This is a genomic window from Stenotrophomonas sp. 10N36, assembly GCF_056395005.1.
Genome location: NZ_JBFTIS010000015.1, coordinates 130,400 through 157,047, shown reverse-complemented (window position 1 = coordinate 157,047; position 26,648 = coordinate 130,400). Strand labels below are relative to the sequence as shown.

The following is a 26,648-nucleotide window of genomic DNA, read 5'->3' as shown; positions in this document are numbered from 1 at the left end:
GGTTGCACACGTGATTGTTGCATCGCAATATCAATCAGGTTAAAAAACCGTAAACCCCGCTGCACTGCCCACCCCACGTCCCGGAGAGACCCCGCATGAACCACGCCACGCGCTGTACCGCCGCCGCTGTGCTCTGCGCCGCCCTGCTTGCCCCGTTTGCCGCCAGCGCCCAGGACGAGGCCGAATCGCCGTTCAGCTGGAACGTCACCGCCGTATCGGACTACGTGTTCCGTGGTGTGTCCCAGACCGATGAGGATCCGACCCTGCAGGCCGGCTTCACCTATACCTCGCCGGTGGGCCTGTACGCGGGCGTGTGGGGCTCGGGCGTGGACTTCGGGCCGGGCGACCCGAGCACCGAGATCGACTACCTGATCGGCTACGGGGTGGATGTCACCGACGGCGTCAATTTCGACGTGCTGCTCAACCGCTACACCTACCCGGGCGCCAGCGAGCTGAACTACAACGAGCTGATCACCACCACCACCTTCGCCGAGCAGTACAAGCTGACGGTGGCCTACACCGACGACCTGTCCGGGTCCGATACCAAGAGCTGGTATTACGCGGTGGGCGGCGAGTGGGGCCTGCCCAATGATTTCACCCTGAGCGCGAACGTGGGCCGTACCTCGCTCGAGACCGATTTCGGCAAGGACTACACCGACTTCAACGTCGGCGTGAGCCGCCAGTTCGGCCTGTTCAACCTGGGCCTGGGGTACCACGGTACCGATGGCGCTGGTCGCGACAACAACGGCAAGCTGGCGGACAACCGCGTGGTGTTCACCGTGGCCGTGGGCAAATGACCTGACGCTGCGATGGACATGAAAAAGGCGCCGAAAGGCGCCTTTTTCGTTTGCGGGGCGTGTACCGACCAACGGTCGGTATCTACCGGGGTCATGCCACGGCTGAGGCGCGTACCGACCAGCGGTTGGTACCTACCTGGTAGGTCACGACCGTTGGTCGTGACACCGACCGGCGCGCCAACGGCGCGCTGCCTCAATTCCAGCTCAGCACCACCTTGCCGGCCTTGCCCTGTTCCATCAGGTCGAAGCCCTTCTGGAAATCGTCGATCGGCAGCTGGTGGGTGAGCACCTTGCCGAGCGGGAAACCGGACAGCACCAGCTGGGTCATCTTGTACCAGGTCTCGTACATCTTGCGACCGTAGATGCCCTGTACGGTCAGGCCCTTGAAAATGATCTTGTCCCAGTCGCAGCCGGCGCCCTTGGGCATGATGCCGAGCATGGCGATCTTGCCGCCGTGGTACATGCAGTCGAGCATGTCGTTGAAGGCGCGCGGGTTGCCGCTCATTTCCAGGCCGACGTCGAAGCCCTCCATGTGCAGGTCCTTCATGACGTCCTTGAGCGAGGTGTTGGACACGTTGACCACGCGGGTGGCGCCCATGTCCGCGGCCAGCTTGAGGCGGAAGTCGTTGACGTCGGTGACCACCACGTTGCGCGCACCGATGTGCTTGCAGATGCCCGCGGCGATGATGCCGATGGGGCCGGCGCCGGTGATGAGCACGTCTTCGCCGATGACGTTGAACTCCAGCGCGCAATGCGCGGCGTTGCCGTACGGATCGAAGAAGGCGGCCAGTTCGGACGGGATCTGGTCGGGGATGGGCCACAGGTTGCTGGCCGGCATCACCATGTATTCGGCGAAGGCACCGTTGACGTTGACGCCGATGCCGACGGTGTTGGGGCACAGGTGCGGGCGGCCGCCACGGCAGTTGCGGCAGTGGCCGCAGACGATGTGGCCTTCGGCCGAGACGCGCTGGCCGACTTCATAGCCGGTGACGCCGGGGCCGATCTCGGCGATGCGGCCGACGAATTCGTGGCCGATGGTGAGGCCCGGCTTGATGGTGCGCTGGCTCCATTCGTCCCACAGGTAGATGTGCAGGTCGGTACCGCAGATGGCGGTCTTTTCCAGCTTGATCAGGACCTCGTTCGGGCCCGGGGTGGGGACCGGAACTTCTTCCAGCCAGATGCCCTTGGCGGCTTCACGCTTGACCAGGGCCTTCATTGTTTGCTGCGCCATCGGGGTGGAACTCGTCTGGGGGAAAACGCGGATTATAGGGCCGCGGGCGGGTTTCCCATGTTGCATTGCGGGTGGTTTAGCGGGGCGGCAGCGCCTGCTTCTGGCGAGCGAGGTGGCGGGCAGGCCGGTGCAGGACACGCCGTGAACCCGTCCATGGGGGCTCGTGGTCCGCATCCATGCGGCTCAACGGTCCTGCACCGGCCTACCCGCCACCTCCAGCCGGCTATCCGTGCCCGCGGAGGGCGTAGAGCCGGGCTCTGCCCGGCTGGCAGGGCGGCCCGCCACCTCCAGCCGGCTGTCCGTGCCCGCGGAGGGCGTAGAGCCGGGCTCTGCCCGGCTGCCCCATGACTTCCGGGCTTCGGGCCGGGGCAGGGGGCTGGGCTACACTCGGCGGTTCTTTCACCAGGGGCTGCTCAATGCGCTCGAACCTGCTCGCTTTCTCCGTCGTCGCCAGCCTTGGGCTGGTCCAGGTCGCCCATGCCGCTGAAGGCATGTGGGTGCCGCAGCAGCTGCCGGAGATTGCCGGGCCGCTCAAGCAGGCCGGGCTGAAGCTGTCCGCCGAGCAGATTTCCAACCTCACCGGCGACCCGATGGGCGCGGTGGTGGCACTGGGCGGCTGCACGGCCAGCTTCGTGTCTCCGCAGGGCCTGGTGGTGACCAACCACCATTGCGCGTACGGCGCGATCCAGCTGAACTCGACCGCCGAGAAGAATCTGATCAAGGACGGCTTCAATGCGCCGACCCTGAAGGATGAACTGAGCGCCGGCCCGAATGCGCGCGTGTTCGTGCTCGACCAGATCACCGATGTGACCGCGCAGGCCAAGGCCGCGATCGCCGCCGCCGGCAAGGACCCGCTGGCCCGCACGCGCGCGCTGGATGCCTTCGACAAGGCGCAGACCGCCGCGTGTGAAGCCGACGCCGGTTTCCGCTGCCGTCTCTTCAGCTTCTCCGGTGGCAACACCTACCGCCTGTTCCGCAACATGGAAATCAAGGACGTGCGCCTGGTCTATGCGCCCCCGGGCAGCGTGGGCAAGTTCGGCGGCGACGTCGACAACTGGATGTGGCCGCGCCACACCGGCGATTTCTCGTTCTACCGCGCCTATGTGGGCAAGGACGGCAAGCCGGCGGCCTTCGCGGCCGACAACGTGCCCTACCAACCCAAGCACTTCCTGAAATTCGCCGACCAGCCGCTGGGCGCCGACGACTTCGTGATGGTGGCCGGCTACCCGGGCCGCACCAACCGCTACGCGCTGGCCGGTGAGTTCAACGAAACCGCCGGCTGGACCTACCCGACCATCGCCCAGCACTACAACGCGGTGCTGAAGATGATCGACGAGGCCGGCAAGGCCGACGCCGACATCAAGGTGAAGTACGCCGCCACCGCGGCCAGCATGAACAACGTGGCCAAGAACTACGTCGGCCAGCTGGAAGGCTTCAAGCGGATCGACGCGGCCGGCCAGAAGAAGGCCGAGGAAGCGGCCGTGCTGGCCTGGCTGAAGCAGCAGGGCGCCGCAGGCAAGCCGGCGCTGGCCGCGCACGCGCAGCTGATCAAGCACCTGGATACCAGCAAGGCCACGCGCGAGCGCGACCTGTTCGTGAGCCAGTTCAACAGCACCTCGGCGGTGGGCGCGGCCCTTTCGCTGTATCGCCTGTCGATCGAGCGCGCCAAGCCGGATGCCGAGCGTGAAGCGGGCTTCCAGGAACGCGACCTGACCACCATCGAAGGCGGCCTGAAGCAGATGGATCGCCGTTACGTGGCGAAGATGGACCAGCAGCTGCAGAGCTACTGGCTGGACCAGTACGTCGCCCTGCCGGCCGACCAGCGCAGCAATGAGGTGCTCAACACGTGGCTGGCCGGCAGTGATGCCGCTGCGGTCAAGGCGCTGGTGGCCAAGCTGGGCGGCACCGAACTGGGCAGCCTGGACAAGCGCCTGACCTGGTTCAAGGCCGACCGCGCGGCCTTCGAGGCCAGCACCGATCCGGCCATCCAGTACGCCGTGGCGGCGATGCCGTCGCTGCTCAAGCAGGAAGAGCAGAAGAAGATCCGCGAAGGCGAATCGCTGACCGCCCGCCCCCTGTACCTGCAGGCCGTGGCCGACTACAAGAAGAGCAAGGGCGGCTTCGTTTACCCCGATGCCAACCTGTCGCTGCGCATCACCTTCGGCAACGTGATGGGCTATGGCAAGGACGGCGTGAAGTACACCCCGTTCACCACCCTGGAAGGCGTGGCTGCCAAGGAAACCGGCGTGGATCCGTTCGACTCGCCCAAGGCGCTGCTGGATGCGGTCAAGGCCAAGCGTTACGGCGGCCTGGAAGACAAGCGGATTGGCTCGGTGCCGGTGAACTTCCTGTCGAACCTGGACATCACCGGCGGCAACTCCGGCTCGCCGGTGCTGGATGCGCACGGCAAGCTGGTGGGCCTGGCCTTCGATGGCAACTGGGAGTCGGTGAGCTCCAACTGGGTGTTCGACCCGGTTATGACCCGCATGATCGCGGTGGACAGCCGCTACATGCAGTGGATCATGCAGGAAGTGGCGCCCGCGCCGCAGCTGCTGAAAGAGCTGAACCTGGCGAAGTGACCCCCAAAACCCCGCGGCGAAAGCCGCGGGGTTTTGCGTTGGGGGATCGGGCGTGCCGCGCGTACCGACCAACGGTCGGCACCTACCGGCGGCAGATGCCGACCCACACCGATCCGCGTAGATGCCGACCGTTGGTCGGCATGCAGGCGACCCACACCCATCCGGTAGATGCCGACCGTTGGTCGGCATGCAGCCGGTTCAGGGCCGAGGCGGCATGCCGACCAACGGTCGGCATCTACCGGGTATCATGCGGTGCTGCGTGCTCATTCACGTCATGTGAACGATTGCGACAGCCTTCCTCCCCCCAAGGACTCCCAGTACGCATGCGCATCCTGCTTGCCCGCCACGGTGAAACGCCGTGGAATGCCGAAGGCCGTTACCAGGGCCAGATCGATATCCCGTTGTCGCCGATCGGCGAAGCCCAGGCCCAGGCCCTCGGGGAGCGCCTGAAGTCGGTGGATATCACCCGCGCGGTGGCATCGCCGCTGTCGCGTGCGCAGCGCACCGCGCAACTGGCGCTGGGCGCCGAACGCGCGTCGATGCTGCTGACCGAACCGGAGCTGCAGGAGATCGCGCACGGTGAGTGGGAAGGGCTGCTGGCCAGCGAAATCCATGAAAAAGACCCGTCGCGCCTGCAGGCCTGGCGCGACGAGCCCGATACCGTGCTGATGCCCGGTGGCGAATCGCTGCGCCTGGTGCTGGAGCGCAGCTGGCGTGGCCTGGCGCGTGCCGCCGAAGGCCTGGGCGAGCATGACACCCTGCTGGTGGTCGCCCATGACGCCGTCAACCGCGTGATCCTGTGCCGCATCCTCGGCCTGCCGCTGTCGCGCCTGTGGACCTTCCGCCAGGCCCCGACCACGCTGAACCTGCTCGAAGGTGCCGACCTGGACCAGCTCGAACTGGTGCGCCTGAACGACTGCGCGCATCACACCCCGTTCTTCGGCGAAGCCAAGCACCGCGCGCTGTAACCGTCCCGCGTCCCATTCCGTCGTTCGCCCCACTGATCCAATGCCCATGACCACCGCCCGACCGCAGACCCTTTCCGCCTGGCTCAGCCACATCGAGCAGCAGCACCCGGCCACCATCGACATGGGTCTGGAGCGCGTGCGCAGCGTCGCGCAGGCATTGGGGCTGGCGCAGCCGGGCGCGCACACCGTGGTCGTGGGCGGCACCAACGGCAAGGGCTCCACGGTGGCCTTCATCGAGGCGATCGCGCGGGCCGCCGGCTGGAAGGTGGGCGCGTACACCTCGCCGCACCTGCTGCGTTACAACGAGCGCGTGCGCATCGATGGGCAGGACGTCACGGACGAGGCGCTGATGGCCGCGTTCAATGCGATCGAAGACGCACGCGGCAGCACCACGCTGACCTATTTCGAGTACGGCACGCTGGCCGCGCTGTACCTGTTCGCGCAGGCCGGGCTCGACCTGGCGGTGCTGGAAGTCGGCCTCGGCGGGCGCCTGGATGCGGTCAACATCGTCGACAGCGACGTCGCGGTGATCACCACCGTGGACATCGATCACAGCGAGTGGCTGGGCGAGGACCGCGAAACGATCGGCGTGGAGAAGGCCGGCATCATCCGCGGCTGGAAGCCGGTGATCCTGGGCGAAACGGATCCGCCGTCCAGCGTGCTCGCACGTGCCTACCTGCTTGGGGCCAACGCGATCCGCGGCGGCAGCGATTTCTTCGCCGACGTCATCGACGCGCAGCAGTGGCGCTGGCGCGATGTGGGGTTCAGCATCGACTTGCCGACGCCGGCACTGCGCGGGCCGATCCAGCTGCGCAATGCCGCCTCGGCGATCGCCGCGCTGCGCACCCTGGACAAGCCGCTGCCGCGCGCGGCCATCGCCGAAGGCGTGGCCAACGCGCGCATCCGCGGCCGGTTGGAGAGCGTGCAACGCACTGGCGTGGACGTACTGGTGGATGTGGGCCACAACCCGCAGGCCGCGCGTGAACTGGCGGCCGCACTGAAGGCCGCACCGGTGGCCGGACGCACCCGGGCGGTGTTTGCCGCCCTGCAGGACAAGGATGCGGCCGGCGTGGTCGAGGCGCTGGGCGGGCAGGTGGATGACTGGCACCTGGCCGGCCTGGACGGTGCCCGCGCGCAGAGCGCGCAGGCGCTGCAGGCACGCCTGCACGACACCGCTGCCGCCGCCGCCCAGCAGCACGCCACCGTGGCCGATGCGCTGGAGGCCGCGCTGGCTGCCGCCGCCGCCGGCGACCGGGTGCTGGTGTTCGGCTCGTTCCATACCGCCGCACAGGCGCTGCAGTGGCTGGACGCAGCCGACTGAGTCACGCTTTTCATCGCGCTGCGGCCGTTCAGCCGCCACCGTCGCCGCTCACGCCGACACCCGTATAATCGCCGTGGCATTCCGCCGCGCCGCCCTGCCTGCCTTCCGTGGATACTCCTCTGAAACAGCGACTGATTGGTGCCATCGTTCTGGTGGCTTTGGCTGTGATCTTCCTGCCCATGCTGGTCAAAGGCCCCGCGCCTGACAGTGGCGTGGCCAGCGTGCCCATCAGTGCGCCGGCAGCGCCGTCGGACGGCCAGTTCGAAACCCGCGAACTGCCGCTGGTCGCGCCCACCGGTGCGGCCACAGGCCTGCAGGGGGCATCGACCACCCAGCCGCTGCAGGATGGCGTGGACGCCGCCACCCCGGCGGCCGCCGCAGCCGATACCTCGCCCGCGGTGGCGGCCGGCAACTTCGCGGTCAGCTTTGGCGCCTATGGCAGCCAGGCCGATGCCGATGCGGTGATCGCCTACCTGAAGAAATCGCAGCTGCCCGGGTTTGCCGAACCGGCCACCATCAACGGCCGCCAGGCGTGGCGCGTGCGCGTCGGCCCGTATGCCGATCGCGCCCAGGCCGAAGCCGCCCGCCTGCAGGCGGTGAAGGTGCGCAACGACGTCAAGGCTGAAGTGGTGACGCTGGACGCACGCGCCGACACGGCCGTGGCCGCTGCCCCGACGCCGACGCCGGCCGCCACTGCCGCCCCTGCCACTGCGTCCAGCGCGGCCGCCGCGCCGTCCAGCGCCGCGGTCAAGACCGAAGCGCTGCCGCCGGAGCCGGTCGCCGCGACCAAGCCGGTGGCGCCCAAGCCTGAGCCCAAGCCGGCCCCGGCCAAGCCCGAGCCGGCCAAGCCCGAGCCGGCCAAGCCGGATCCGGCGGCAACCGCCGCCGCCAAGCCGGTGGCCACCCCGGCGGCGCCGGCCGCCAGCAGCATCGGGTTCGCCGTGCAGCTGGGCGCGTTCGGTCAGGCCGCCGAAGCCAATGCGCTGCGCGACAAGGTCCGCGCGGCCGGGTTCAGCGCGTTCGTGGAACAGGTACGCACCGACAAGGGCACGCTCAACCGCGTCCGTGTCGGTCCGGTCGCCAACCGCGCCGACGCCGAAAACCTCAAGGCCCAGGTGGCGTCCAAGGTGGGCGTGGCAGGCATGGTCCGGCCGCATCCCTGATGCCGCACGCGTCCGCGCGCCCTGAGCCCGCACGGCCCCGATGCCGGGGGCGCGCATGATCGATATCGCCCTGCTGGTGGTGATCGCCCTGTCGGCCCTGCTGGGCGTGCTGCGCGGCTTTGTCAGCATCGTCATCAGCCTGGCGTCGTGGGTGCTGGGCGGCTGGGCCGCGCTGGTCTTCGGGCAGGACGCGGCCATCTGGTGGGCGGCGTCGGCCGAACCCGGCACCGGCCATGTGATTGCCGGCTATGTGTCGGTGTTCCTGCTGGTCATGGTGGCGGTGTGGGCCCTCGGCCTGGTGATCCGCCAGCTGGTGCGGGCCACCAGTCTCAACGGTGCCGACCGCCTGCTCGGCGGGGTACTGGGCGTGGCCCGGGGCGCGGTGATCGGTTGCGTGCTGTTGTTGGCGGCGTCCTACACCCCGATGGCCAATGAACCCAGCTGGCGCGACTCGCAACTGCGGGGCGTGCTCGACCCCGGCGTGGCCTGCTTGCAGGCGCGCATGCCGGGCATGCCCGAGCTACCGCAGCTGCCCGGGGTGGACGCCCTGCAGGGCCTGGCCGGCCTGCCGGCGGCGTTGCCGGAGGTGAATGCGGCGCAACTGCCCGGCGCGGAGTTGGGCAAGCCGGGCCTGACAGGCGATAATGGCGTGCTTGGCGGATTGCTGGCAGGGCGCGGATGGCCGCGACCACTGGATGAAACCCCGCAGCAGGCGGGAGACCCCACCGACGTGGGGGCGCGCAGCGGCAGCCCAGGTTCCTCGCAGCACAACGATCCGGCGCGCGTGCGCCCGGATCAGCCTGTTCCGGCACGGAACGGGTCCCCCGGCCAGGCACGGCCACCTTCACTGTAGATGGGCACAGCCCAGCGGAGATTCGCACCATGTGTGGCATCGTCGGAATCGTCGGCAACCAGAACGTCGCCGGGCAGTTGTATGACGGCCTGACCGTCCTCCAGCATCGTGGCCAGGACGCGGCCGGCATCGCCACCGCCGACGGCACGCGGCTGCGCGTGCAGAAGGCCAACGGCCTGGTCCGCGACGTGTTCGACGCCAAGCGGATGTCGACCCTGGAAGGCCGCGTCGGCATCGCCCACGTGCGCTACCCGACCGCCGGTTCGGAAGGCATGGACGAGGCGCAGCCGTTCTACGTGAACTCGCCGTACGGCATCGCGCTGGCCCACAACGGCAACCTGATCAATACCGAAGCCCTGCGCCAGCAGGTGTTCGAACAGGACCGCCGCAACGTCAACACCGATTCGGACAGCGAAGTGCTGCTGAACGTGTTCGCCTTCGAACTGGACGCGCAGCGCCAGCTGACCCCGGAAGCGGCGATCCGCGCCGTGGCCGCCGTGCACCGCCGCGTCAAGGGCGGCTATGCGGTGATCAGCGTGGTGCTGGGCCTGGGCCTGGTCGCCTTCCGCGACCCGCACGGCATCCGCCCGCTGGTGCTGGGCAAGCGCGCCCACGCCGAAGGCGACGAATACATCGTGGCCTCCGAATCGGCCGCGCTGGACGTACTGGGCTTCCAGCGCGTGCGCGATGTGCGCCCGGGTGAAGCGCTGGTCATCACCGCGCGTGGCGAGCTGTTCTCCGAAGTCTGCGCCGAACCGGTCGAGCACAGCCCGTGCATCTTCGAGTACGTGTACTTCGCACGCCCGGATTCGATGATCGACAACGTGTCGGTGCACAAGGCGCGCATGCGCATGGGCATCAAGCTGGGCGAGAAGATCCTGCGCCTGCGCCCGGACCACGACATCGACACCATCATCCCGATCCCGGACACCTCGCGCGACGCCGCGCTGGAGATCTCCAACACGCTCGGGGTGAAGTACCGCGAAGGCTTCATCAAGAACCGTTACATCGGCCGCACCTTCATCATGCCGGGGCAGGGCGAGCGCGTGAAATCGGTGCGCCGCAAGCTCAATCCGATCCACCTGGAGTTCCGCAACCGCGTGGTGCTGCTGGTGGATGACTCGATCGTGCGCGGCACCACCAGCCAGCAGATCGTGCAGATGGCGCGCGACGCCGGTGCGCGCAAGGTGTACCTGGCCAGCGCCGCGCCGCCGGTGCGTTACCCCAACATCTACGGCATCGACATGCCGGCCGCCGAAGAACTGGTGGCGCACAACCGCAGCATTGAAGACATCGAAAAGCACCTGGGCTGCGACTGGTTGATCTACCAGGACATCGAAGACATGGAAGCGGCGGTGCGCGAAGGCAACCCGGAGCTGAAGGCCTTCGATTCGTCGTGCTTCAACGGCATCTACCCGACCGGTATCGAGCCGGGGTACTTCGAGCGCATCCAGCAGCTGCGCTCGGACGATGCCAAGCACAAGCGCCGCGCCTGAGGGTGCACCGATGGCCGAGCAGTTGCCGCTGGAGGCGGCCGGTGACCTGCTGCGTGCCGCGCAGCAGTGCCTGGCCGCAACGAACCCGCTGCACAAGGTCGCGCTGACCCAGGCCTACGCGGTGCAGTTCCGTGCGGGCCAGCTCAAGGCCCGCGCCGATGCCGCACCACCCGCACCGATCCGCATGCCGGGCCGGCCGTCCCGGCCGCACCTGGTGCACCCGCGCGACCTGCCCAAACGCGGGCTGGGCAGTGTGGAGGGGCGCGCGGCGTTCATCCATGCCATCGCCCATATCGAACTCAACGCCATCGACCTGGCCTGGGACGCGGTCTACCGCTTCCGTGGCCTGCCCGGTGCGTTCCATGCCGACTGGGTGAGCGTGGCCGACGACGAGTCGCGCCATTTCATGCTGTTGCACGGGCGGCTGCAGGCGCTGGGATTCGACTACGGCGATTTCGACGCGCACAACGGCCTGTGGGAAATGTGTGAGAAGACCGCGCACGATGGGCTGTCGCGGATGGCGCTGGTACCGCGCGTGCTGGAGGCCCGCGGGCTGGATGTCACCCCGGGCATGATCAATAAGCTGCGGTCGGCCAATGACCACGCCACCGCCGATGTACTGGAGATCATCCTGCGCGAGGAAGTGGCGCACGTGGCCGCCGGATCGCGCTGGTATCACTGGTACTGCAAGCGCGCCGGGGTCGAACCGCGCGAACGTTTCATCGCGCTGTTGAACGAGTACGCCGGCGGCTTCCTGTATGGGCCCTTCAACCTGGAGGCGCGCCTGCTGGCTGGGTTCGACGAAGAAGAACTGGCCAACCTGATCGAGCAGGCCGGCCGCACCAGCGGCCCGGTGCGGTAAACCCACACCGGGTGCGGCTGGCGCATCACGTTGGGTGGCTGCACGTAGATCACGCGTTTGGCAACACCACGCGTTTGCCGTCCTCGGTGGGCCGGTTGATGTAGAACAGCCCCGGCCCGGGGCGATACGGCAATTCACGCGTGCCTTCATCGGCGGCGTACAACAGCGCGGTATCGCCCAGCGCATCGAAATTCCAATGCGCCGACTGCATCAGGTAGTGCTGCCGCAGCAGCTGTTCCTGTGCCGCATCCAACGCCTGGCCCGACAACAGCCGCGCTGCGATCGGCACTAGCACGTCGGGCAGGGTGAGCGCGGCCACGTCATCGGCATCGGCCAACCAGCGCACGCCGGCCGCGGCCGCACGCTGTTGCATCAACCGCAAGGCCACCCACTGGTAGCGCCCGTCGATGTCGCGCTTCAACACCACCGCCGCATGCGCATACAGCACCCACTGCGGCAGCACGCTGGCACTGCCGGCCACCCGCTGCGCCTGCCAGCGGTGCCACACATCCACCCACACCGCGTCATCGCCCAATCCCAGCGCGGCTTGCCAACGCTGGCACGCCGCCAGCGCCTGCCGGTACACCTGGGTGCCCTGTAGCAGGTGCAGCGGCGGCACCTCGGTGTCGGCCAGGCCGTGCCCTGTAACGCGCTGGCCGAGCGGGCGGGTCAGCAGCTTGGGCCCTTCGACGCGCTGGTCGTAGCCGCCGCCGATGTTGGCGTGCACGCCGGGCAGGGCGATCTCTTCATGCTGCGGTGCGACCGAGGTCAGCGCGAAGTGGTAACGGTGTTCGTCGCGCGCGGCAATCTGCAGCACCTTGGCAGCGCACCCGGCCGGCAGCGCGACATCGGGCAGTTCGTCGCGCTGCTGCGGGTTGATCGCCACCACCGTATCGAACAGCCCGACAAACCGCGCCGGCCGTGCGGGCACGACCGCCTCATTGGCCACCTGCCAGCCGGTGCGGCGCACCTGTTCGCGCAACCACGCGCGGCCGTCGGCGCGGTTGAGCCGAGTGAGTGCATCGCGTGCGGACGCCGCGCCGCGCGAAAAACCGAACAGGTCGATCTGCAGCGTCTCCAGCACCGCCTGCGGATGGGTACGCGCCAGCGCCCGCAGTGCATCGGGCAGCAGCTCGTCCAGCGCCCGCCGCGCCTTGGCACGCACCCCCGTGCGCCCGATGCCGAAGGCCAGGCCCATCAGGTCGTCATCGCTGCCGGTGCGGGTGCCGGCGCCTTCGATGTAGATGGCCAGCGACACCACCGGGCCGCGCGCCGGCTGTGCGCGGTCGTCGGGATACAACGCATGCAGCCGCGCGATGTTGGTCAGCCCGTTGCTGTAGCTGCTGGTCAGCCGGCTCTGGTAGGGCGAGGCGTCATCGGCCACCAGCGGTGCCGGTGGTCGTGCGGTGGGGGTGGTGCTGCCGGGCGGGCGTGACGCGCGCAACAGGTTGTCGGCGTTGTTGCGGGTGCCGTCGAAGAACAGGCCGATCTGCAGCGATAGCGTCGCTGTCGTTGCCGGAGGGGGCTGTCCTGCCATGGCCGTCTGTTCCCAGTGGATGTGACGACGTTAGCGCGAAAACGACACGGACGCGACGTCGCTGAACCGCGCGGTCGGCGGTCACAGTTCGGAAAAGTGATCGACCTTGTCTATTGAATTCACGCGATCAAGTGGAGCCATATGGGCGGGCCCGCTCGCAGGGGCAGCACCGTAACCACGATGTCCACCCCGTTTTCCACTCAGAGAGAGACGACACGATGTCCAGATCGATGAGCAAGGCCGCAGGTGTGATCACGTTGTGCATGGCGGCGGCAGGCGCTGCCAGCGCCGCCCCGTTGTTCGAACCGGTCACGGTGCTGAGCCGCGCCGGCAGTGCCAACCAGCCCGCCGCGCAGGCGGTGCTGTCGGCTGCGTCCACCGCGGCGGTGCAGGAGGTGCGAATCGATGCCGCAGCGGTCAATGCCGGCCAGCGCCAGCTCGAGTTCGAGCTGCTGGGTACGCCGGTGCAGGCGCTGCAGCAACGGGTCGAGGCCCTGCCGGATGGCGGCAGCGTCTGGTACGGCCAGCTGCAGTCGCGCAGCGCCAAGCTGGGCGCGCGGGCGGTGGCCAACGACCCGGCCAACTCGGTGATCCTGGTGCGTAACGGCGACACGGTCACCGGCTCCATCCGCAAGGACGGCCAGCTGTACCGCCTGCGCCCGCTCAGCGATGGCCGCCATGTGCTGGTGGAAGTGGACGAGTCGCGCATGCCGGCCGACCACCCGGCCGACTACAACAGCCTGCCGCAGGTGGCCATGCCGGTCAGCGACCGCGCCGGCATTGCGGCGGCGTCATCGGGCACCCCGGCCACCATCCGGGTGCTGGTGGTCGCCACCAACGGCGCGGTGGCCGCGTACGGCGGCAACATGCAGTCGCTGGTGCAGCTGGCGGTGGCCGAATCCAACCAGGGCTACGTCAACAGCAACGTGGGCATCACCCTGCAGCTGGCCGGTTACGAGACCACCTCCTATGTGGAATCGAGCAGCTTCTCCACCGACCTGTCGCGCTTCCGCAACACCGCCGACGGGGTGATGGACAGCATCCATACCAGCCGCAACACCACCCGCGCCGACGTCGCCGTGCTGGTGATCAACAACGCCAGCTCGTGCGGCCTGGCCTCCGGTATCGGCTCCACCGCCGCCACCGCGTTCGCGGCGGTGCATTGGGACTGCGCCACCGGCTACTACTCCTTCGCCCATGAAATCGGCCACCTGCAGAGTGCGCGCCACGACATCGCCACCGACCCGAGCACCTCGCCGTACGCGTATGGCCACGGCTACCGCTACGAGCCGTCGAGCGGGTCGCGCTGGCGCACGATCATGGCCTACGCATGCACGGCGGGCTGCCCGCGCCTGAACTTCTGGTCCAACCCGAACATCAACTACAACGGCGTGCCGATGGGCATTGCCAGCAGCGCCGACAACCAGCGCGTGCTGGTCAACACCAAGGCGACGGTGGCCGCCTTCCGCTGATCCTGGCCAACGCCCTGCCTGCCACCGCACGCTGCGGTGGCGGGCAGGGCACCTTGGGTCAGCTAGGATCTGCCGCGTCGGGGCGGCAGCGCCGCAGCGCGGTCTGGCCGTCGTCGGCCTCGATCCGACCGGCGCTCCTGTCGCCCCCGGCGGCGGTGCTGTCGGCGTCGATGAAGAGCAACAGGTTCACGATCGCACTGGTGGCCACATACGCGGTGTCGCCGTCGGCCGTGGTCACGCCGCGATACAGGCGCGGGGTTTTGCCACAGACCACCAGCTCGTAGGCCATCGCACCGATGCCCTCGCCATCACCGGCCTGCAGCCGCATGCGTTCGCCATTGGGGCCGCTGCCGAAGCGCTCCAGCAGTACCCAGCCCTGCGCGGGAGGCGCCTGTTCGAACGCGAACACGGGCGTGCGTCCCTGCGCATCGGTGATGCCCTGGTAGACATCTTTCTCTGCGGCCACGAACGGCAGGTCGAACGCGGTGTGCGACAGCGCGAACGGCCGCAGCGCGGCCGGTGCGGCGCTGACCGTATCGCGCAGCACGAACTGGTACCGGTGCGGGCCGCTGCCGACCTGCGGGGCCTGCGGGTCCGGGCGGATCTGTTCCACCTGGGGTGAGGCAGTGGCTGGGGCGGCGCTGGCTGCCACAGGCGCGCCCAGCGAAAGCAGCGCGGCCAGCAGCAGGGCCGGTGTGCGGTCGATCATCCGTGATCCTTTATCGGCTCAGCGCGCCAGCGTGTCCAGGCTCCAGCCCTGCGCGGTCACGCGCAGCACCGACCCTTGTTCATACCAGTCGCCCAGGACAATCCGGGTACACGGGCGATCGCCGACCTGCAGCGCATGGATCGCCGGGCGGTGGGTGTGGCCGTGGATCATGGTGTCCACGCCGTGGCGCGCGAAGGTGGCCTCCACTTCAGCCGGTGCCACGTCGGTGACGGTCTCGAAGCTGGCGCGGTCGTCCTGCTTCATTTCCGACTGACGCGCCTGGCTGGCATCGCGCGCTTTCTGCGCGAAGGCGATGCGTGCGGCCAGCGGCTGCGACAGGAACTGCGCCTGGAACACCGGGTCGCGGGTCTGCGCGCGGAATTGCTGGTAGGCCACGTCGTCGGTGCATAGCAGGTCGCCGTGCTGCAGCAGCACCGGGCGGCCGTACAGGTCGATCACGCTCGGGTCGGGCAGGATGCGGAAGCCGGCGCGGCGCGCGTAGTCGTTGCCGACCAGGAAGTCGCGGTTGCCGCGGATGAAGTACACCGGCACACCGGCATCGGCCACGGCATGCAGGGCGTCGGCTACCGCGTCGGCCGCGGCCGAGGGCGTGTCATCGCCGATCCAGGCTTCGAACAGGTCGCCCAGGATGTACAGCGCGTCGGCCTGCATCGCTTCATCGCGCAGGAACGCCAGGAACAGCTCGGTGATGGCTGGACGACTCGGGTCCAGGTGCAGATCGGAAATGAACAGCGTGGTCATGCGCGCATTGTAAAACGGGTCGGGCGGCTCTGCTGCGGCCGGCACCAGCGGGTTAGATCGGCAGCGGCAGCCACCGCAGGCTGGCACCGGCCAGCGCCGTGGCGATCGCCGTGGCGGCCAGCACGTCGCTGGGATAGTGCAGGCCCAGCACCACACGCGACAGGCCCACCGCGGCGGTGAACGGCACCAGCAGCGGTGCCAGCCACGGGTAGTAGGCCAAGGCGACGATGGTGAACGACACCGCGTGCAGGGTATGCCCGGAAGGGAAACTGAACTCATCCAGCGGCGCCACCCAGGCGCGGATGCGCAGGTCGGCGGCATACGGGCGCGGGCGTCGGGTCCAGCGTTTGAGGCCCTTGTACAGCAGCAACGCCATCAGCCCGGTGGCGGCCATGTGCAGCGAGGCCTGCAGCCCTTCAAACCCGTCCACCAGCACCAGCACGCCCATCAGCGCGTACCAGAACACGCCATCGCCCAGCCGGCTGACCACGGCGAATGCGCGGCGTACGCGGCGGCGCCGGCAGTAGTGGTTGGCGCGGCGGCACCAGCGGGTTTCGTGCCCGCGCAGGGCCTCAAGCGGCGTGGTCGGCATGCGGCCTCCGGGCATGGGCCAGTTCGGACAACAAGGCATCGAATTCGGCCACGACCTGCTGCGGATGCAGCCGTTTCATCGCGGTGGCCGCATTGCGGCCGAGCCGGGCCCGCAGCACATCGTCGCCGGCCAGTTGCAGGGCGGCGGCGACGAACTCGCTGTCTGTGTTCACCGCCATGCCGTTTTCGTCGGTGCGCAGGTATTCGCGTGCCGCGCCGTAATCGAAGGCCACTGTCGCCACGCCGCTGGCCATCGCTTCCAGGGTGACGTTGCCGAAGGTCTCGCTGCGGCTGGGGAACAGGAACAGGTCGCCGCTGGCGAAGTGGCGCGCGAGCGCGTCGCCGCGCTGCACGCCGCAGAAGATGAAGTCAGGATTCTCATGCGCCAGTTTTTCGCGCGAGGGGCCATCGCCCACCCAGATGAAGCGTGCCTTGGGGCGGATCTGCTGCAGGCGGCGGAACGCCTTCACCGCCAGCCCGAGGTTCTTTTCCGGCGCGATGCGGCCCACGTAGATCGCCGCGAAGCCGGTGCCATCGATGCCCCATTCCTCGCGCAGTGCCGGGTCGCGTCGCGGCGGTTCAAACTGGCTGCTGTCCACCGCGCGGGCCAGCAGGCGCACGCGGTCGAAGCCCTGTTCGCCCAGGAACTGCTGCAGTTCCTGGGTGGGCACGAGGGTGGCATCGGCTTGGTTGTGGAAGCGCCGCATCCAGCGCAGCGCAGCGGCCTGCAGCCAGGCCACGCCGTAGTCGGGCAGGTACTCGTCGAAGCGGGTATGGAAACCGCTGGCAACCGGAATGCCGAGCCGGCGCGCGGTGCGCAGCGCCGACCAGCCCAGCGGGCCTTCGGTGGCGATGTAGATCGCGTCGGGGCGCTGCAGCTGCCATTGCCGGGCCAGACGCTTGGGCGCGGGCAGCCCGAAACGCAGGCCGGGGTAGCGCGGCAGCCCGGCCCCGGTCACCAGCAGGGTGCCTTCCTCGCTGTCGGCTTCGGTGGCCTGGCGCGGGCGAACCAGGTCCACCTGGTGGCCGGCCGCGCGCAGTCCCTGTTCCAGCCCCTGTACGGTCAGGGCGACGCCGTTGACTTCGGGGGGGTACGTTTCAGTGACGATGGCATAGCGCATGGCGGGCCTCCGGTATGCGGCCATGCTGGGCGCGCGCGATGTAGCCCCCATGACGCGCGCATGACCGGCCGATGACGCCCCCAGCTTCTGCACGCGCAGTTTGGATCGGCTGGCGTCTCCGATCGGGGCGGTCGCGCGCGTGAGGGCCCCGCAGCAGCCGGTAGGCCCCTGGCGCAAATGTCCCCCGGCCGCGGGGCGGCCTCCTCCTTTATTTTGCCCAGGAGCCTACCGGCTGCTACGGGGCTCGGCTCGCGGTAAGCAGGGGAAGCCATGCTTTTCTGGCGCTGTCGGTGGGTCGGGCGCTGGGGCCCATGCCCTTGGAGGCGAAATAAAGGGGGAGGGGGCCGCCGCAGGCCGACGCCGGAGGACATTCGCCGGAAAGGGCATGGGGGCCCAGCGCCCGGCCCGCCGACGGCTGCGCCTGAAAAACGTCAAGGCACGTTTCTGCCTACCTCGCAGGTGGGCGAAGAACCAAAAAAAAACCACGGCCCCGAAGGGCCGTGGTCAGCGTGTTGCGGTGTTACCCGGCAACGATCAGAAGCGCTGCTGGTACTTCATGTACATGAAACGACCGATGTCATACCCGCCGTAGTACGAGAAGGCCGAGTTCGGCTTGCTGTACATGACCGGGCCGAGCTTGTCGAACACGTTGTTGGCGCCGACCGAAACGGTGGCATCCCACGGCAGGTTGTAACGGAACTGCAGGTCGTGGAACGTGACCGAACCGCGCTCGTTGTAGTTACGCGCGCCCTTGTACCACGGAGCGTACACGCCCGGATCGGAGCACTCGCCCGGGTACTTGGTGATATCCACGCACTGTTCCTTCACGCCGGAATAGTAACGCGCGGTCCAGGTCACGCCGAAGTTCTCCAGATCCCAGCCCACCGACAGGTTGGAACGGATGCGGAAGCCGCTGCCGATACCGTTGGTCGGGGTCGGAACCACCTTGCTGTCGTTGGTCGAACGGTAGATGTTCTCGCTGACGTAGGTGCTGGCCCAGTTGGCGCTCAGCTTGCCGTAGCCCGTATCCACGCGGTAGCTCACATCCAGATCGTAACCTTCGGTCTGCAGGAAGCCGGCATTGCGGTTGCCGAACTGCAGGTCCGTCACGATCCCGTTGGACGGATCACGCGTGAAGCGGGTGCAACGCGCGTCGATGCCCTGCTCGTAGCAGTCGATCAGGATCTGCGTCGGCGAATCGGCAATGATCGTGTTGTCGATGCGGATCTTCCACCAGTCCAGCGCAATGTTGAAGTTGCTGATGAAGGTGGGGCTCCACACCACGCCCAGCGTCTTGCTGGTCGAGGTTTCCGGGGTCAGCAACGGGTTGGAGCCGTTGGTGAACGGCACCGGGGTCGCGTCGGTCGCGGTGGCGACCGGCTGGTTGCCCTGGCGCAGCTGGCGGAAGGTATCGGCGTTGGCGATGTCGCGGGCGCAACGTGCGCGCACTTCGGCGCTCGTCTTGGACGCACCGAACTGGGTGTCGCACGGATCACTGAACTGCGCGAAGGTCTGCGAACCGCCACCGTACAGATCGTTGATGGTCGGCGCGCGGAAGCCCTCGGCCCACGTACCACGGACCAGCAGCTGCTCGATCGGCTTCCACTTGAAACCGAACTTGCTGTTGAGGGTGTTGCCGAAGGTGTCGTAATCCGAGAAGCGGGTGGCCGCGTTCAAGGTCAGTTCCTTGGCGCCCGGCAGGTCGGCCAGCACCGGAACGTTGACTTCCAGATAGGCTTCGTTGACCTGGTAGTCACCACCGGTCGGGCCAGCGGCCAGGTTGGTGGTGGCACCGGTCTGGGCCAGCGGATCGGGCACGTACTTGCCCACTTCCTTGCGGCTTTCAACGCCGAACGCGAAGCCCAGGTCGCCGGCCGGCAGGGTGACGATCGAACCGGCGATGTTGGCGAAGAAGTTCTTCGTCGTCGTCTGGCCCTTGGTCAGCTCCGGCGGGAACAGCCATTCCTGCAGAGACGCATTGCCGTCCAGGCCGTTCGGATCGATCGTGCCGTACGGCACCAGCGGGTTCCACGGCTTGCAGGTAGCGGCATCGATCGGCGCGCCCGGGGTACCGCACTGCACCTGGCCGGTGGCAGCGTTGAGGAACGACGGACCCACGGCAGCGGCGACACGCCCCTTGTGCAGGTTGCCGGTCGCTACCGACTCCAGCTCGTTGCGGTTGTACTGGTAGCCCACTTCCCAATCGAAGTAGCGCTCGCCGATGTCGAACGAACCATCAAACGAGGCCACCGCACGGTAGGTCTTCAGCTCGCTGGTGGTGACGCGCGGCACTTCCCAGGTACGGCGGTTCCACGCAATGGCGGTCGGCGCGGCGTAGCCGTGCTGGTTGCCGAACGGGTTGAAGTAGCTGTTGATCGACATCGAACCGACGCCGGCAGTGCTGGACTGCAGCGGGTAGCCGGCGATCTGGCGAACCGAGTTGCGCTTGTTGTAGCCCAGCTCGGTGCGGAAGTTGATGTTGTCGGTGATCGCAAAGCGACCATCGAAGTACACCGAGTCGCGCTTGACCGGATAGCTGACGTGCATCTGGTCGTTGGAGTTGCTCACATCACCGGTGAACCCGGTCGGGTCGGTCAGGTGATAGTTGGCCGGGTTGAGCGGGTCGGCGCCGCGGTTGAGCGAGTAGTTGCACCCGGCGGTGGCGTTGGTGCAGCCCGGGCGACCCTTCAGGCCGGTGAACTGGCCGTACTGGCTGATGGTGGCCCAGTTGGTCACGTTGTCGGCGTGGCGGTCGGTCAGGCCGTAGGCACTGAAGCCGCGGTCGGCGGCCCACACGCCCTTTTCTTCGGAATGCTCGGCCGACAGGGTCAGCGAGATCCGGTCGTTGCTCCAGCCGGCGACCACGTCGAAGCGGTCACGCGCGCCGTCGCCTTCGCTGTACTGGCCGTGGTAGACGTTGGCGGTGACGCCGGTGACGTTGCTGCGGGTGATGATGTTGACCACGCCGGCCATCGCGTCGGAGCCGTAGATGGCCGATGCGCCGTCCTTCAGCACTTCGATGCGCTCCACTGCCGAGACCGGCAGGGTGGACACGTCCTGGTAGCCGGAGGTGCTGATGCCCAGGCGCTTGCCGTTGACCAGCACCAGCGTGCGCTGGGTGCCCAGGTTGCGCATGTCGATGTAGGTACCGCCGGCATTTTCACCAGCGGTCAGCGCGTTGGCGCGGCTGATCGTCGGGCTGCCCATGGCGGTAACGTTCTGCAGGATGTCGGCCACCGAGCTGAAGCCCTGGCGTTCGATATCGTTGCGGCTGATCGCAAACACCGGCTGTGCGGTTTCCACGTCAACCTGGCGGATGCGCGAACCGGTGATCTCGATGCGGTCAAGGTTGGTTGCTGCCGGCGCGTCCTGTGCCATCGCCGGGGCGGCCATCAGGCCTGCGGTGCCGGCGACCAGGGCATAGCGGATTGCCTGCCCCAGTACGTTGGTGCGTGAATTCATGTGGCTCTCTCTCTCGGTTGGAACTGGATCAAAAAGAGTCGGCGGGCCCAAGTTCCCGCGTTCCCAAAAATCCGACCGTGTGAAGGCCGGTTCCTTGATCATAGTCTCGGTCGTTAATACTTTGTAAATAGTCCGCAAAGAAATTCTCACGAACTTGTAACGAGCGAGACAAAACTGCAAGAGAAGCAATGACTTGTCGTGGCGGTTCAGTAGTCGTGGCGTATCGATTTGTGTCGAAATGTAGCAATTTGCTGCGCTGCGGCATGGCGCGCGCGCAAATCAGCCCCTCGCGCTGGTGCTGGACCTGCCCGCAGACGCACGCAGCGATGCCGCCGCCCGCCGGGGTTGGGCGGTCAGCGGGAGGGGGATAAGGTGGGTTCACGACCGCCCGGTGCCGGCACGCGGCACGCAAGGGGCAGGGGAGGGCGGCCCGCGTCGGTGCGCGGGCCGGCGGGTTCAGGCCACGAACGGCCGGAACTGCACACCCAGGCCGGCCATGCCCTCGGTTTCACCGATCAGGTCGGCGCGCAGCAGCGGCCGCGCATCGATGTAGGCCTGCGGCAGGATCAGCGCCAGCCGGCTGTCGTCGGCGGTCAGTTCCAGTGCCGGCATGGGGGTCTCTTCGTGCGCCCGGTTGAGCAGCACCGCCAGCCGCAGCAGCGCGGTCATGCGCCGTGCCGGTTGCAGCAGGCGCTCGGGCAGCGCCTCGAACGCCGACTTGGAGATGTTGCGGCGGTGGCTGCGGACCAGCGCGGCCAGCAGCTGCTGCTCCTGCCGCGAGAAGCCGGCGATATCCGAGTTCTCCAGCACGTAGCTGCCGTGTACGTGGTAACCGCTGTGGGCGATCATCAGGCCCAGCTCGTGCAGGCGCGCGGCCCAGCCGAGCATGCGCGCGTCGTCGGGGTCCAGCGCCCAGCTGTCTTCCACCTGGGCCAGTAGGTTCATCGCGGTGTGCTCGACGCGGTCGGCCTGCACGATGTCGATGCCATAGCGCAGGGTCAGCGCGGCCACCGATTCGTCGCGCAGGTCGTTTTCGCTGGCGCGGCCCAGGATGTCGTACAGGATGCCTTCGCGCATGGCCGCCTTGCTGACCAGCAGCTTCTGCAGGCCCAGCGCCTGGAAGGCCGCCTCCAGCACCAGGATGCCGCCGGCGATGATCGGCCGGCGGTCGGCCGACAGCCCGGGCAGGTTGATGTCTTCGATGCGCTTGGCCTTGAGCAGCTCATCGCGCAGCTGCGGCAGGGCTTCGGCGGTGATCGCGCCCTTGCTCAGCTTCATGGTGGCGCAGATCTCGCTGATCGCCTTGTGCGTGCCCGACGAGCCCAGCGCTTCGTGCCAGCCCAGCGCCCGGTACTTGTTGGCGAACTGCTGGAACTCCGCGCCGATCTCGGTCAACGCATCCTTCCAGCGCTTGCGGCTGAGCTTGCCGCCCGGGAAGAACCGGCGCGTGCTGGCGATGCAGCCGGCCTGCAGGCTTTCGCGCTCCAGGGTCTGCATGCCCTGGCCGATGATGAATTCGGTGGAGCCGCCGCCGATGTCGATCACCAGCCGGCGCTGGTCCGGCTTGGGCGGCTGCGCGTGGGCCACGCCCAGGTAGATCAGGCGGGCCTCTTCGCGGCCGCTGACCACTTCGATGGCATGCCCGAGCGCGGTCTCGGCCGGCATCAGGAAGGCCTGCGGCGACCGCAGCTGGCGCACGGTGTTGGTGGCCAGGGCGCGCACCCGGACCGAGGGAATGGCGCGGATGCGCTGGCCGAACCGCGCCAGGCATTCCAGCGCGCGCTGGCGCGCCTCGGCGGACAGGCCACCCTTGCCATCCAGGCCGTCGGCCATGCGCACGGTCTCGCGCAGGCGGTCGACCACCCGCAGCTGCCCGAGCGTGTAGCGCGCGATGACCATGTGGAAACTGTTGGAACCCAGGTCGATGGCGGCGAGCAGGTCGCCATCCTGCAGGGCGGGCGGAGTCGTGGAGGTATGCGGCATTTGCGAATGTTAGCCGAAGGGTGGGTCGCGAAGTCACCGCGCGCCCTTCACATGGGCAGGCTGCGACGACCGGTCGCATCGAAGGGGGCAGGCGGCTGCCCGGCCGGTAGGTGCCGACCGTTGGTCGGCACGCATCGTCGGACATCACCGGCAGGTGCCGACCGTTGGTCGGCACGCAAGAACGTACCGACCAGGGCAATCAACGCGTACCGACCAACGGTCGGTACCTACAGGCCCTGCATCAACGCCATCTGCGCCGCATGCGGCGGCTCGTCGTGGTCCGGGGTGCACTTCCGGTAGCTGCCGTCGGCCTGCAGCTGCCAGGCGTTGAGGTTGTCGTCCAGGTAGTTCTGCAGCACGTCGCGGTAGACCTTGCGCGCCAGTTCCGGGTCCAGGATCGGGAAGCAGGTTTCGACCCGGCGCAGCAGGTTGCGCTCCAGCCAGTCGGCGCTGGCGCAGTAGAGCTCGGCGGCGCCATCGTTGCCGAACCAGTACACCCGGCTGTGCTCCAGGAAGCGGCCGACGATCGAACGCACCCGGATGTTGTCCGACACCCCGGGCACGCCCGGGCGCAGCGTGCAGGCGCCGCGCACGATCAGGTCGATCTGCACGCCGGCCTGCGAGGCGGCATACAGCGCACGGATCACCTGCGGCTCGTTGAGGGCGTTCATCTTGGCGATGATCCGGCCCGGGCGACCACTGGTGGCCAGGCGGGTCTCGCGCTCGATCCGCTGCAACAGGCCCGGGTGCAGGGTGAATGGCGATTGCAGCAGGCGCTTGAGCTTGGTCCGTGGCGCCAGGCCGGACAGCTGCTGGAACAGCAGGTGCACGTCGTTGCCGATGTCCGGGTCGGCGGTGATCAGGCTCAGGTCGGTATACGCGCGCGCCGTACCGCTGTGGTAATTGCCGGTGCCCAGGTGCACATAGCGGCGCAGCTTGCGGCCCTCGCGGCGCACGATCAGCAGCATCTTGGCGTGGGTCTTGTAGCCCACCACGCCGTACACCACCTGCACGCCGGCTTCCTGCAGGCGGTCGGCCAGGCCGAGGTTGGCCTCTTCGTCGAAGCGTGCGCGCAGTTCCACCACCACGGTGACGTCCTTGCCGTTGCGCGCGGCCTGGATCAACGCATCGACAATCTGCGAATCCTTGCCGGTGCGGTACAGCGTCTGCTTGATCGCCAGCGCGTTGGGATCCACCGCGGCCTGCTTGATCAGGTCCAGCACCGGGGTGAACGCATCGAACGGATGGTGCAGCAGCACATCCTTGCGCGCGACCACGTCGAAGATGCCGTCGCCGTCGCGCAGCACGCGCGGGCTGAGCGTGGGGTACTTCAGTTCCGGGCGGGCCAGCAGGTCGTACAGCTGGATCACGCGGTTGAGGTTGACCGGCCCGTCGATGCGGTACACCGCGTTTTCGGTCAGGCCGAAGTTCTGCAGCAGCGTGCGCACAATGTCGCGTGGGCAGTCCTGCGCGATCTCCAGCCGCACCGCCGGCCGGTAGCCGCGGTCGACCAGTTCGTCACGCAGTGCCAGCGCGAGGTTTTCCACTTCTTCCTCGTCCACCACCAGTTCGGAATTGCGGGTCACGCGGAACTGGTAGGCACCCTGGACTTCCATGCCCGGGAACAGTTCGTCGACGAACGTGGACAGCACCGAGGACAGGAACACATAGGTCTGCGGGCCGCCGAGCTTTTCCGGCAGCTGGATGATGCGCGGCAGCGAGCGCGGCGCGCGCACGATGGCCAGGTGGCCGGCGCGGCCGAACGCATCGGTACCCTTGAGCACCACCACGATGTTCAGCGACTTGTTGAGGATCTTCGGGAACGGGTGCGACGGATCCAGCCCCAGCGGCGACAGCACCGGCATGATCTCGTTGCGGAAATAGGCGCGCAGCCAGCGCTTCTGGCGGTGGTTCCAGGAGTGCCGGCCGAGCACGTCGATGCCGGCCTCGTGCAGTGCCGGGCGCAGGGTTTCATTCCAGCAGCGGTACTGCTGGTCCACCAGCTGTGCGGCGCGGTCATGGATCGCGTTGAGAATCGCCTGCGGGGTCATGCCATCCGGGGCCGGCGGCAGCCCGAACTCCTGCGCATGGCGCACCGCGGCGGCGCGGATCTCGAAGAACTCGTCCAGGTTGGTGCAGGAAATGCACATGAAACGCAGCCGCTCCAGCAGCGGCACCTGCGTGTCCATCGCCTGGGCCAGCACGCGGAAGTTGAAATCCAGCTGCGACAGCTCGCGGTTGATGTACAGCGCCGGGTCACGCAGTGGATCGTTGTCCACAGGCACGGCGATGGGAACGAGAGTGCTCATGCGGAAAGGTCTTCGGAAGAGGAAAGGGAGGCCGCGTCGGCGCGCTCGCGGACGTGGTCGGCATCGAAGTGGCACGCAAACACGCTGCCCTTGCCGACCTCGCTCTGGATCTCCAGGCGCGCATGGTGCAGGCCCAGGATGTGCTTGACGATCGACAGGCCCAGGCCGGTGCCGCCGCTTTCGCGCGAGCGGCTGCTGGACACCCGATAGAAGCGTTCGGTCAGGCGCGGCAGGTGGGTGGCGGGGATGCCATAGCCGGTGTCTCGCACGCTCAGCACCACGCCCTGGCCCTCGCGCGCCAGCTCTACTTCGACCCGGCCACCGGCCGGGGTGTAGCGCACCGCGTTGGTGACCAGGTTGGAGAAGGCACTGTGCAGTTCCTTGTTGGAGCCCTGCAGGTCGACCCCGGCGCTGTCGATCACGCTGATCTGGTGGCGGCCCTGGCTGTGCGCCTCGGCCTCACGGCGCAGCGTGGCCAGCATCGGGGCCATCGCCACGGTCTCTTCTTCGGTGTGTTCCTGCGATTCCAGCCGCGACAGGGTGAGCAGGTCTTCGACCAGCTGGGCCATGCGCTGGGACTGCTTACGCATCTCTTCCAGCATCGGACCGGTGCCGGGGAAGTCCTCCGGCTCCATCATGTCCAGGTAGCCGTGCACCACGGTCAGCGGCGTGCGCAGTTCATGGGACACATTGGCCACGAAGTCGCGGCGTACCTGTTCCAGCCGCAGCAGCTTGCTCACATCGCGTGCGATCAGCAGCCAGTAGTCCGGCGAATAGGGAATCAGGCGCAGGTTGAGCCGGATCGCCGGGTCGACCGGGGAGGGCACGTCCAGGATCGGTTCGGCATTGCGCCCGCCGGCCAGCCAGTGGGCCAGCGGCATCGGTTGCAGGCGCTCGACCAGGGCCTCGCCCAGGTCACCGGGATGGTGCAGGCCCAGCAGCGAGGTGGCCGCTTCGTTGAACCACTGCACGCGCTGGCTGTTGCGGTCCACCACCACCACCGCGTCAGGCAGGGCAGCGGCGGCGGCGCGGTAGCTGCGCAGCATGTCCAGCAGGCGCCGCTTGCGCGTGCGCATTTCCAGCTGGTTGCGGTACAGCAGGCGGTCCAGCTCGTTCCACACGCCGTTGCCGCCGCCCATGTCCCAGCGCTGCCGGGCGGTCAGCCGGCGCAGCACCCGGCGCAGCCGCCAGTAATGCCAGGCCAGTGCGCCGATGGAAGCCAGCGCGATGCACATCCACACATGGCCGGTGAGCAGCCCCAGCACGCCGGCGGCGAGCAGCAGCAGGGCGAGGGTGGCCAGTGTCTTCAACCAGGCAGAACGGATGTGGCGCGGCATTGCGGTCTCGCGGAAAGTGCGGTCCCCGGTGTGATCCGGGGGAGAGCGGGGCGCTGCCCCGCTACCAAACGTGGAGCGGGACGCTACCCCGCCGC

At 68.0% G+C, this 26,648-nt stretch carries 19 protein-coding genes; 9 read left to right on the top strand and 10 right to left on the bottom strand.

Going from position 1 to position 26,648, the window contains the following annotated elements; genetic code table 11:
- Window positions 1–95 precede the first annotated feature (95 nt).
- Window positions 96–797, top strand: a complete 702-nt coding sequence (locus AC1DCJ_RS15025; RefSeq protein WP_137190938.1) for a TorF family putative porin — start codon at window positions 96–98, stop codon at window positions 795–797.
- 193 nt (window positions 798–990) lie between these two features.
- Here AC1DCJ_RS15025 and tdh read toward each other — a convergent pair whose 3' ends face one another.
- Window positions 991–2,013: an L-threonine 3-dehydrogenase gene (tdh, locus tag AC1DCJ_RS15020; protein ID WP_038690209.1), complete on the bottom strand. Its 1,023-nt coding sequence runs from the start codon at window positions 2,011–2,013 to the stop codon at window positions 991–993.
- A gap of 431 nt (window positions 2,014–2,444) precedes the next feature.
- Between tdh and AC1DCJ_RS15015 the strand changes: the two genes are divergently transcribed.
- From AC1DCJ_RS15015 to AC1DCJ_RS14985, 7 genes are all read left to right on the top strand, one after another.
- On the top strand, window positions 2,445–4,607 hold the full coding sequence (locus AC1DCJ_RS15015) for a S46 family peptidase (RefSeq protein ID WP_478071307.1): 2,163 nt from the start codon (window positions 2,445–2,447) through the stop codon (window positions 4,605–4,607).
- Window positions 4,608–4,930: 323 nt separating this feature from the next.
- Complete coding sequence (locus tag AC1DCJ_RS15010) at window positions 4,931–5,575, top strand: histidine phosphatase family protein (protein ID WP_038690206.1); 645 nt, start codon at window positions 4,931–4,933, stop codon at window positions 5,573–5,575.
- 46 nt (window positions 5,576–5,621) lie between these two features.
- Window positions 5,622–6,896 (top strand): bifunctional tetrahydrofolate synthase/dihydrofolate synthase, encoded by a 1,275-nt coding sequence (gene folC / locus AC1DCJ_RS15005; protein WP_478071306.1) that lies wholly within the window; start codon window positions 5,622–5,624, stop codon window positions 6,894–6,896.
- Window positions 6,897–7,003: 107 nt separating this feature from the next.
- On the top strand, window positions 7,004–8,059 hold the full coding sequence (locus AC1DCJ_RS15000) for an SPOR domain-containing protein (RefSeq protein ID WP_478071305.1): 1,056 nt from the start codon (window positions 7,004–7,006) through the stop codon (window positions 8,057–8,059).
- Between the two features lie 55 nt (window positions 8,060–8,114).
- Complete coding sequence (locus AC1DCJ_RS14995; RefSeq protein WP_478071304.1) at window positions 8,115–8,912, top strand: CvpA family protein; 798 nt, start codon at window positions 8,115–8,117, stop codon at window positions 8,910–8,912.
- A 29-nt stretch (window positions 8,913–8,941) separates the two neighbouring features.
- Complete coding sequence (gene purF / locus AC1DCJ_RS14990) at window positions 8,942–10,408, top strand: amidophosphoribosyltransferase (RefSeq protein ID WP_478071303.1); 1,467 nt, start codon at window positions 8,942–8,944, stop codon at window positions 10,406–10,408.
- A gap of 10 nt (window positions 10,409–10,418) precedes the next feature.
- On the top strand, window positions 10,419–11,270 hold the full coding sequence (locus AC1DCJ_RS14985) for a ferritin-like domain-containing protein (RefSeq protein WP_478071302.1): 852 nt from the start codon (window positions 10,419–10,421) through the stop codon (window positions 11,268–11,270).
- 49 nt (window positions 11,271–11,319) lie between these two features.
- Here the strand turns inward: AC1DCJ_RS14985 and AC1DCJ_RS14980 are convergent, their stop codons facing one another.
- Window positions 11,320–12,807, bottom strand: a complete 1,488-nt coding sequence (locus tag AC1DCJ_RS14980; protein ID WP_478071301.1) for a DUF2235 domain-containing protein — start codon at window positions 12,805–12,807, stop codon at window positions 11,320–11,322.
- A 218-nt stretch (window positions 12,808–13,025) separates the two neighbouring features.
- Here AC1DCJ_RS14980 and AC1DCJ_RS14975 point away from each other — a divergent pair, with 218 nt between their 5' ends.
- Window positions 13,026–14,279 carry a M12 family metallo-peptidase gene (locus tag AC1DCJ_RS14975; RefSeq protein ID WP_478071300.1) on the top strand — a complete coding sequence of 418 codons (1,254 nt, stop codon included), beginning with the start codon at window positions 13,026–13,028 and terminating at the stop codon, window positions 14,277–14,279.
- Window positions 14,280–14,337: 58 nt separating this feature from the next.
- Here the strand turns inward: AC1DCJ_RS14975 and AC1DCJ_RS14970 are convergent, their stop codons facing one another.
- The 8 genes from AC1DCJ_RS14970 to phoR form a co-directional block, all read right to left on the bottom strand.
- Window positions 14,338–14,988 carry a hypothetical protein gene (locus AC1DCJ_RS14970; RefSeq protein ID WP_478071299.1) on the bottom strand — a complete coding sequence of 217 codons (651 nt, stop codon included), beginning with the start codon at window positions 14,986–14,988 and terminating at the stop codon, window positions 14,338–14,340.
- 18 nt (window positions 14,989–15,006) lie between these two features.
- Window positions 15,007–15,750, bottom strand: a complete 744-nt coding sequence (gene lpxH / locus AC1DCJ_RS14965; protein WP_313247205.1) for a UDP-2,3-diacylglucosamine diphosphatase — start codon at window positions 15,748–15,750, stop codon at window positions 15,007–15,009.
- A gap of 52 nt (window positions 15,751–15,802) precedes the next feature.
- Window positions 15,803–16,342, bottom strand: coding sequence for a phosphatase PAP2 family protein (locus tag AC1DCJ_RS14960; protein WP_478071298.1), 540 nt, complete (start codon window positions 16,340–16,342; stop codon window positions 15,803–15,805).
- Complete coding sequence (locus AC1DCJ_RS14955; protein WP_314405091.1) at window positions 16,323–17,462, bottom strand: glycosyltransferase family 4 protein; 1,140 nt, start codon at window positions 17,460–17,462, stop codon at window positions 16,323–16,325. Before AC1DCJ_RS14955 ends, AC1DCJ_RS14960 begins: the two co-directional genes overlap by 20 nt.
- A gap of 534 nt (window positions 17,463–17,996) precedes the next feature.
- Entirely contained in the window at window positions 17,997–20,924 is a 2,928-nt protein-coding gene (locus AC1DCJ_RS14950; RefSeq protein WP_137190925.1) for a TonB-dependent receptor domain-containing protein, read from the bottom strand.
- 456 nt (window positions 20,925–21,380) lie between these two features.
- Window positions 21,381–22,907 carry an exopolyphosphatase gene (gene ppx, locus AC1DCJ_RS14945; protein ID WP_038690184.1) on the bottom strand — a complete coding sequence of 509 codons (1,527 nt, stop codon included), beginning with the start codon at window positions 22,905–22,907 and terminating at the stop codon, window positions 21,381–21,383.
- A gap of 227 nt (window positions 22,908–23,134) precedes the next feature.
- Window positions 23,135–25,216 (bottom strand): polyphosphate kinase 1, encoded by a 2,082-nt coding sequence (gene ppk1, locus AC1DCJ_RS14940; protein ID WP_141059309.1) that lies wholly within the window; start codon window positions 25,214–25,216, stop codon window positions 23,135–23,137.
- The gene (phoR, locus tag AC1DCJ_RS14935) at window positions 25,213–26,553 is read right to left on the bottom strand and encodes a phosphate regulon sensor histidine kinase PhoR (protein WP_038690180.1); all 1,341 of its coding nucleotides are present in this window, start codon (window positions 26,551–26,553) and stop codon (window positions 25,213–25,215) included. The genes ppk1 and phoR overlap by 4 nt, the downstream gene beginning before the upstream one ends.
- Window positions 26,554–26,648 lie beyond the last annotated feature (95 nt).

Bases quoted from the DNA above. Each gene is read 5' to 3' on its own strand.
- AC1DCJ_RS15025 (WP_137190938.1), top strand. From the start codon at position 96: ATGAACCACGCCACGCGCTGTACCGCCGCCGCTGTGCTCTGCGCCGCC.
- tdh (WP_038690209.1), bottom strand. From the start codon at position 2,013: ATGAAGGCCCTGGTCAAGCGTGAAGCCGCCAAGGGCATCTGGCTGGAA.
- AC1DCJ_RS15015 (WP_478071307.1), top strand. From the start codon at position 2,445: ATGCGCTCGAACCTGCTCGCTTTCTCCGTCGTCGCCAGCCTTGGGCTG.
- AC1DCJ_RS15010 (WP_038690206.1), top strand. From the start codon at position 4,931: ATGCGCATCCTGCTTGCCCGCCACGGTGAAACGCCGTGGAATGCCGAA.
- folC (WP_478071306.1), top strand. From the start codon at position 5,622: ATGACCACCGCCCGACCGCAGACCCTTTCCGCCTGGCTCAGCCACATC.
- AC1DCJ_RS14995 (WP_478071304.1), top strand. From the start codon at position 8,115: ATGATCGATATCGCCCTGCTGGTGGTGATCGCCCTGTCGGCCCTGCTG.
- purF (WP_478071303.1), top strand. From the start codon at position 8,942: ATGTGTGGCATCGTCGGAATCGTCGGCAACCAGAACGTCGCCGGGCAG.
- AC1DCJ_RS14985 (WP_478071302.1), top strand. From the start codon at position 10,419: ATGGCCGAGCAGTTGCCGCTGGAGGCGGCCGGTGACCTGCTGCGTGCC.
- AC1DCJ_RS14980 (WP_478071301.1), bottom strand. From the start codon at position 12,807: ATGGCAGGACAGCCCCCTCCGGCAACGACAGCGACGCTATCGCTGCAG.
- AC1DCJ_RS14975 (WP_478071300.1), top strand. From the start codon at position 13,026: ATGTCCAGATCGATGAGCAAGGCCGCAGGTGTGATCACGTTGTGCATG.
- AC1DCJ_RS14970 (WP_478071299.1), bottom strand. From the start codon at position 14,988: ATGATCGACCGCACACCGGCCCTGCTGCTGGCCGCGCTGCTTTCGCTG.
- lpxH (WP_313247205.1), bottom strand. From the start codon at position 15,750: ATGACCACGCTGTTCATTTCCGATCTGCACCTGGACCCGAGTCGTCCA.
- AC1DCJ_RS14960 (WP_478071298.1), bottom strand. From the start codon at position 16,342: ATGCCGACCACGCCGCTTGAGGCCCTGCGCGGGCACGAAACCCGCTGG.
- AC1DCJ_RS14955 (WP_314405091.1), bottom strand. From the start codon at position 17,462: ATGCGCTATGCCATCGTCACTGAAACGTACCCCCCCGAAGTCAACGGC.
- AC1DCJ_RS14950 (WP_137190925.1), bottom strand. From the start codon at position 20,924: ATGAATTCACGCACCAACGTACTGGGGCAGGCAATCCGCTATGCCCTG.
- ppx (WP_038690184.1), bottom strand. From the start codon at position 22,907: ATGCCGCATACCTCCACGACTCCGCCCGCCCTGCAGGATGGCGACCTG.
- ppk1 (WP_141059309.1), bottom strand. From the start codon at position 25,216: ATGAGCACTCTCGTTCCCATCGCCGTGCCTGTGGACAACGATCCACTG.
- phoR (WP_038690180.1), bottom strand. From the start codon at position 26,553: ATGCCGCGCCACATCCGTTCTGCCTGGTTGAAGACACTGGCCACCCTC.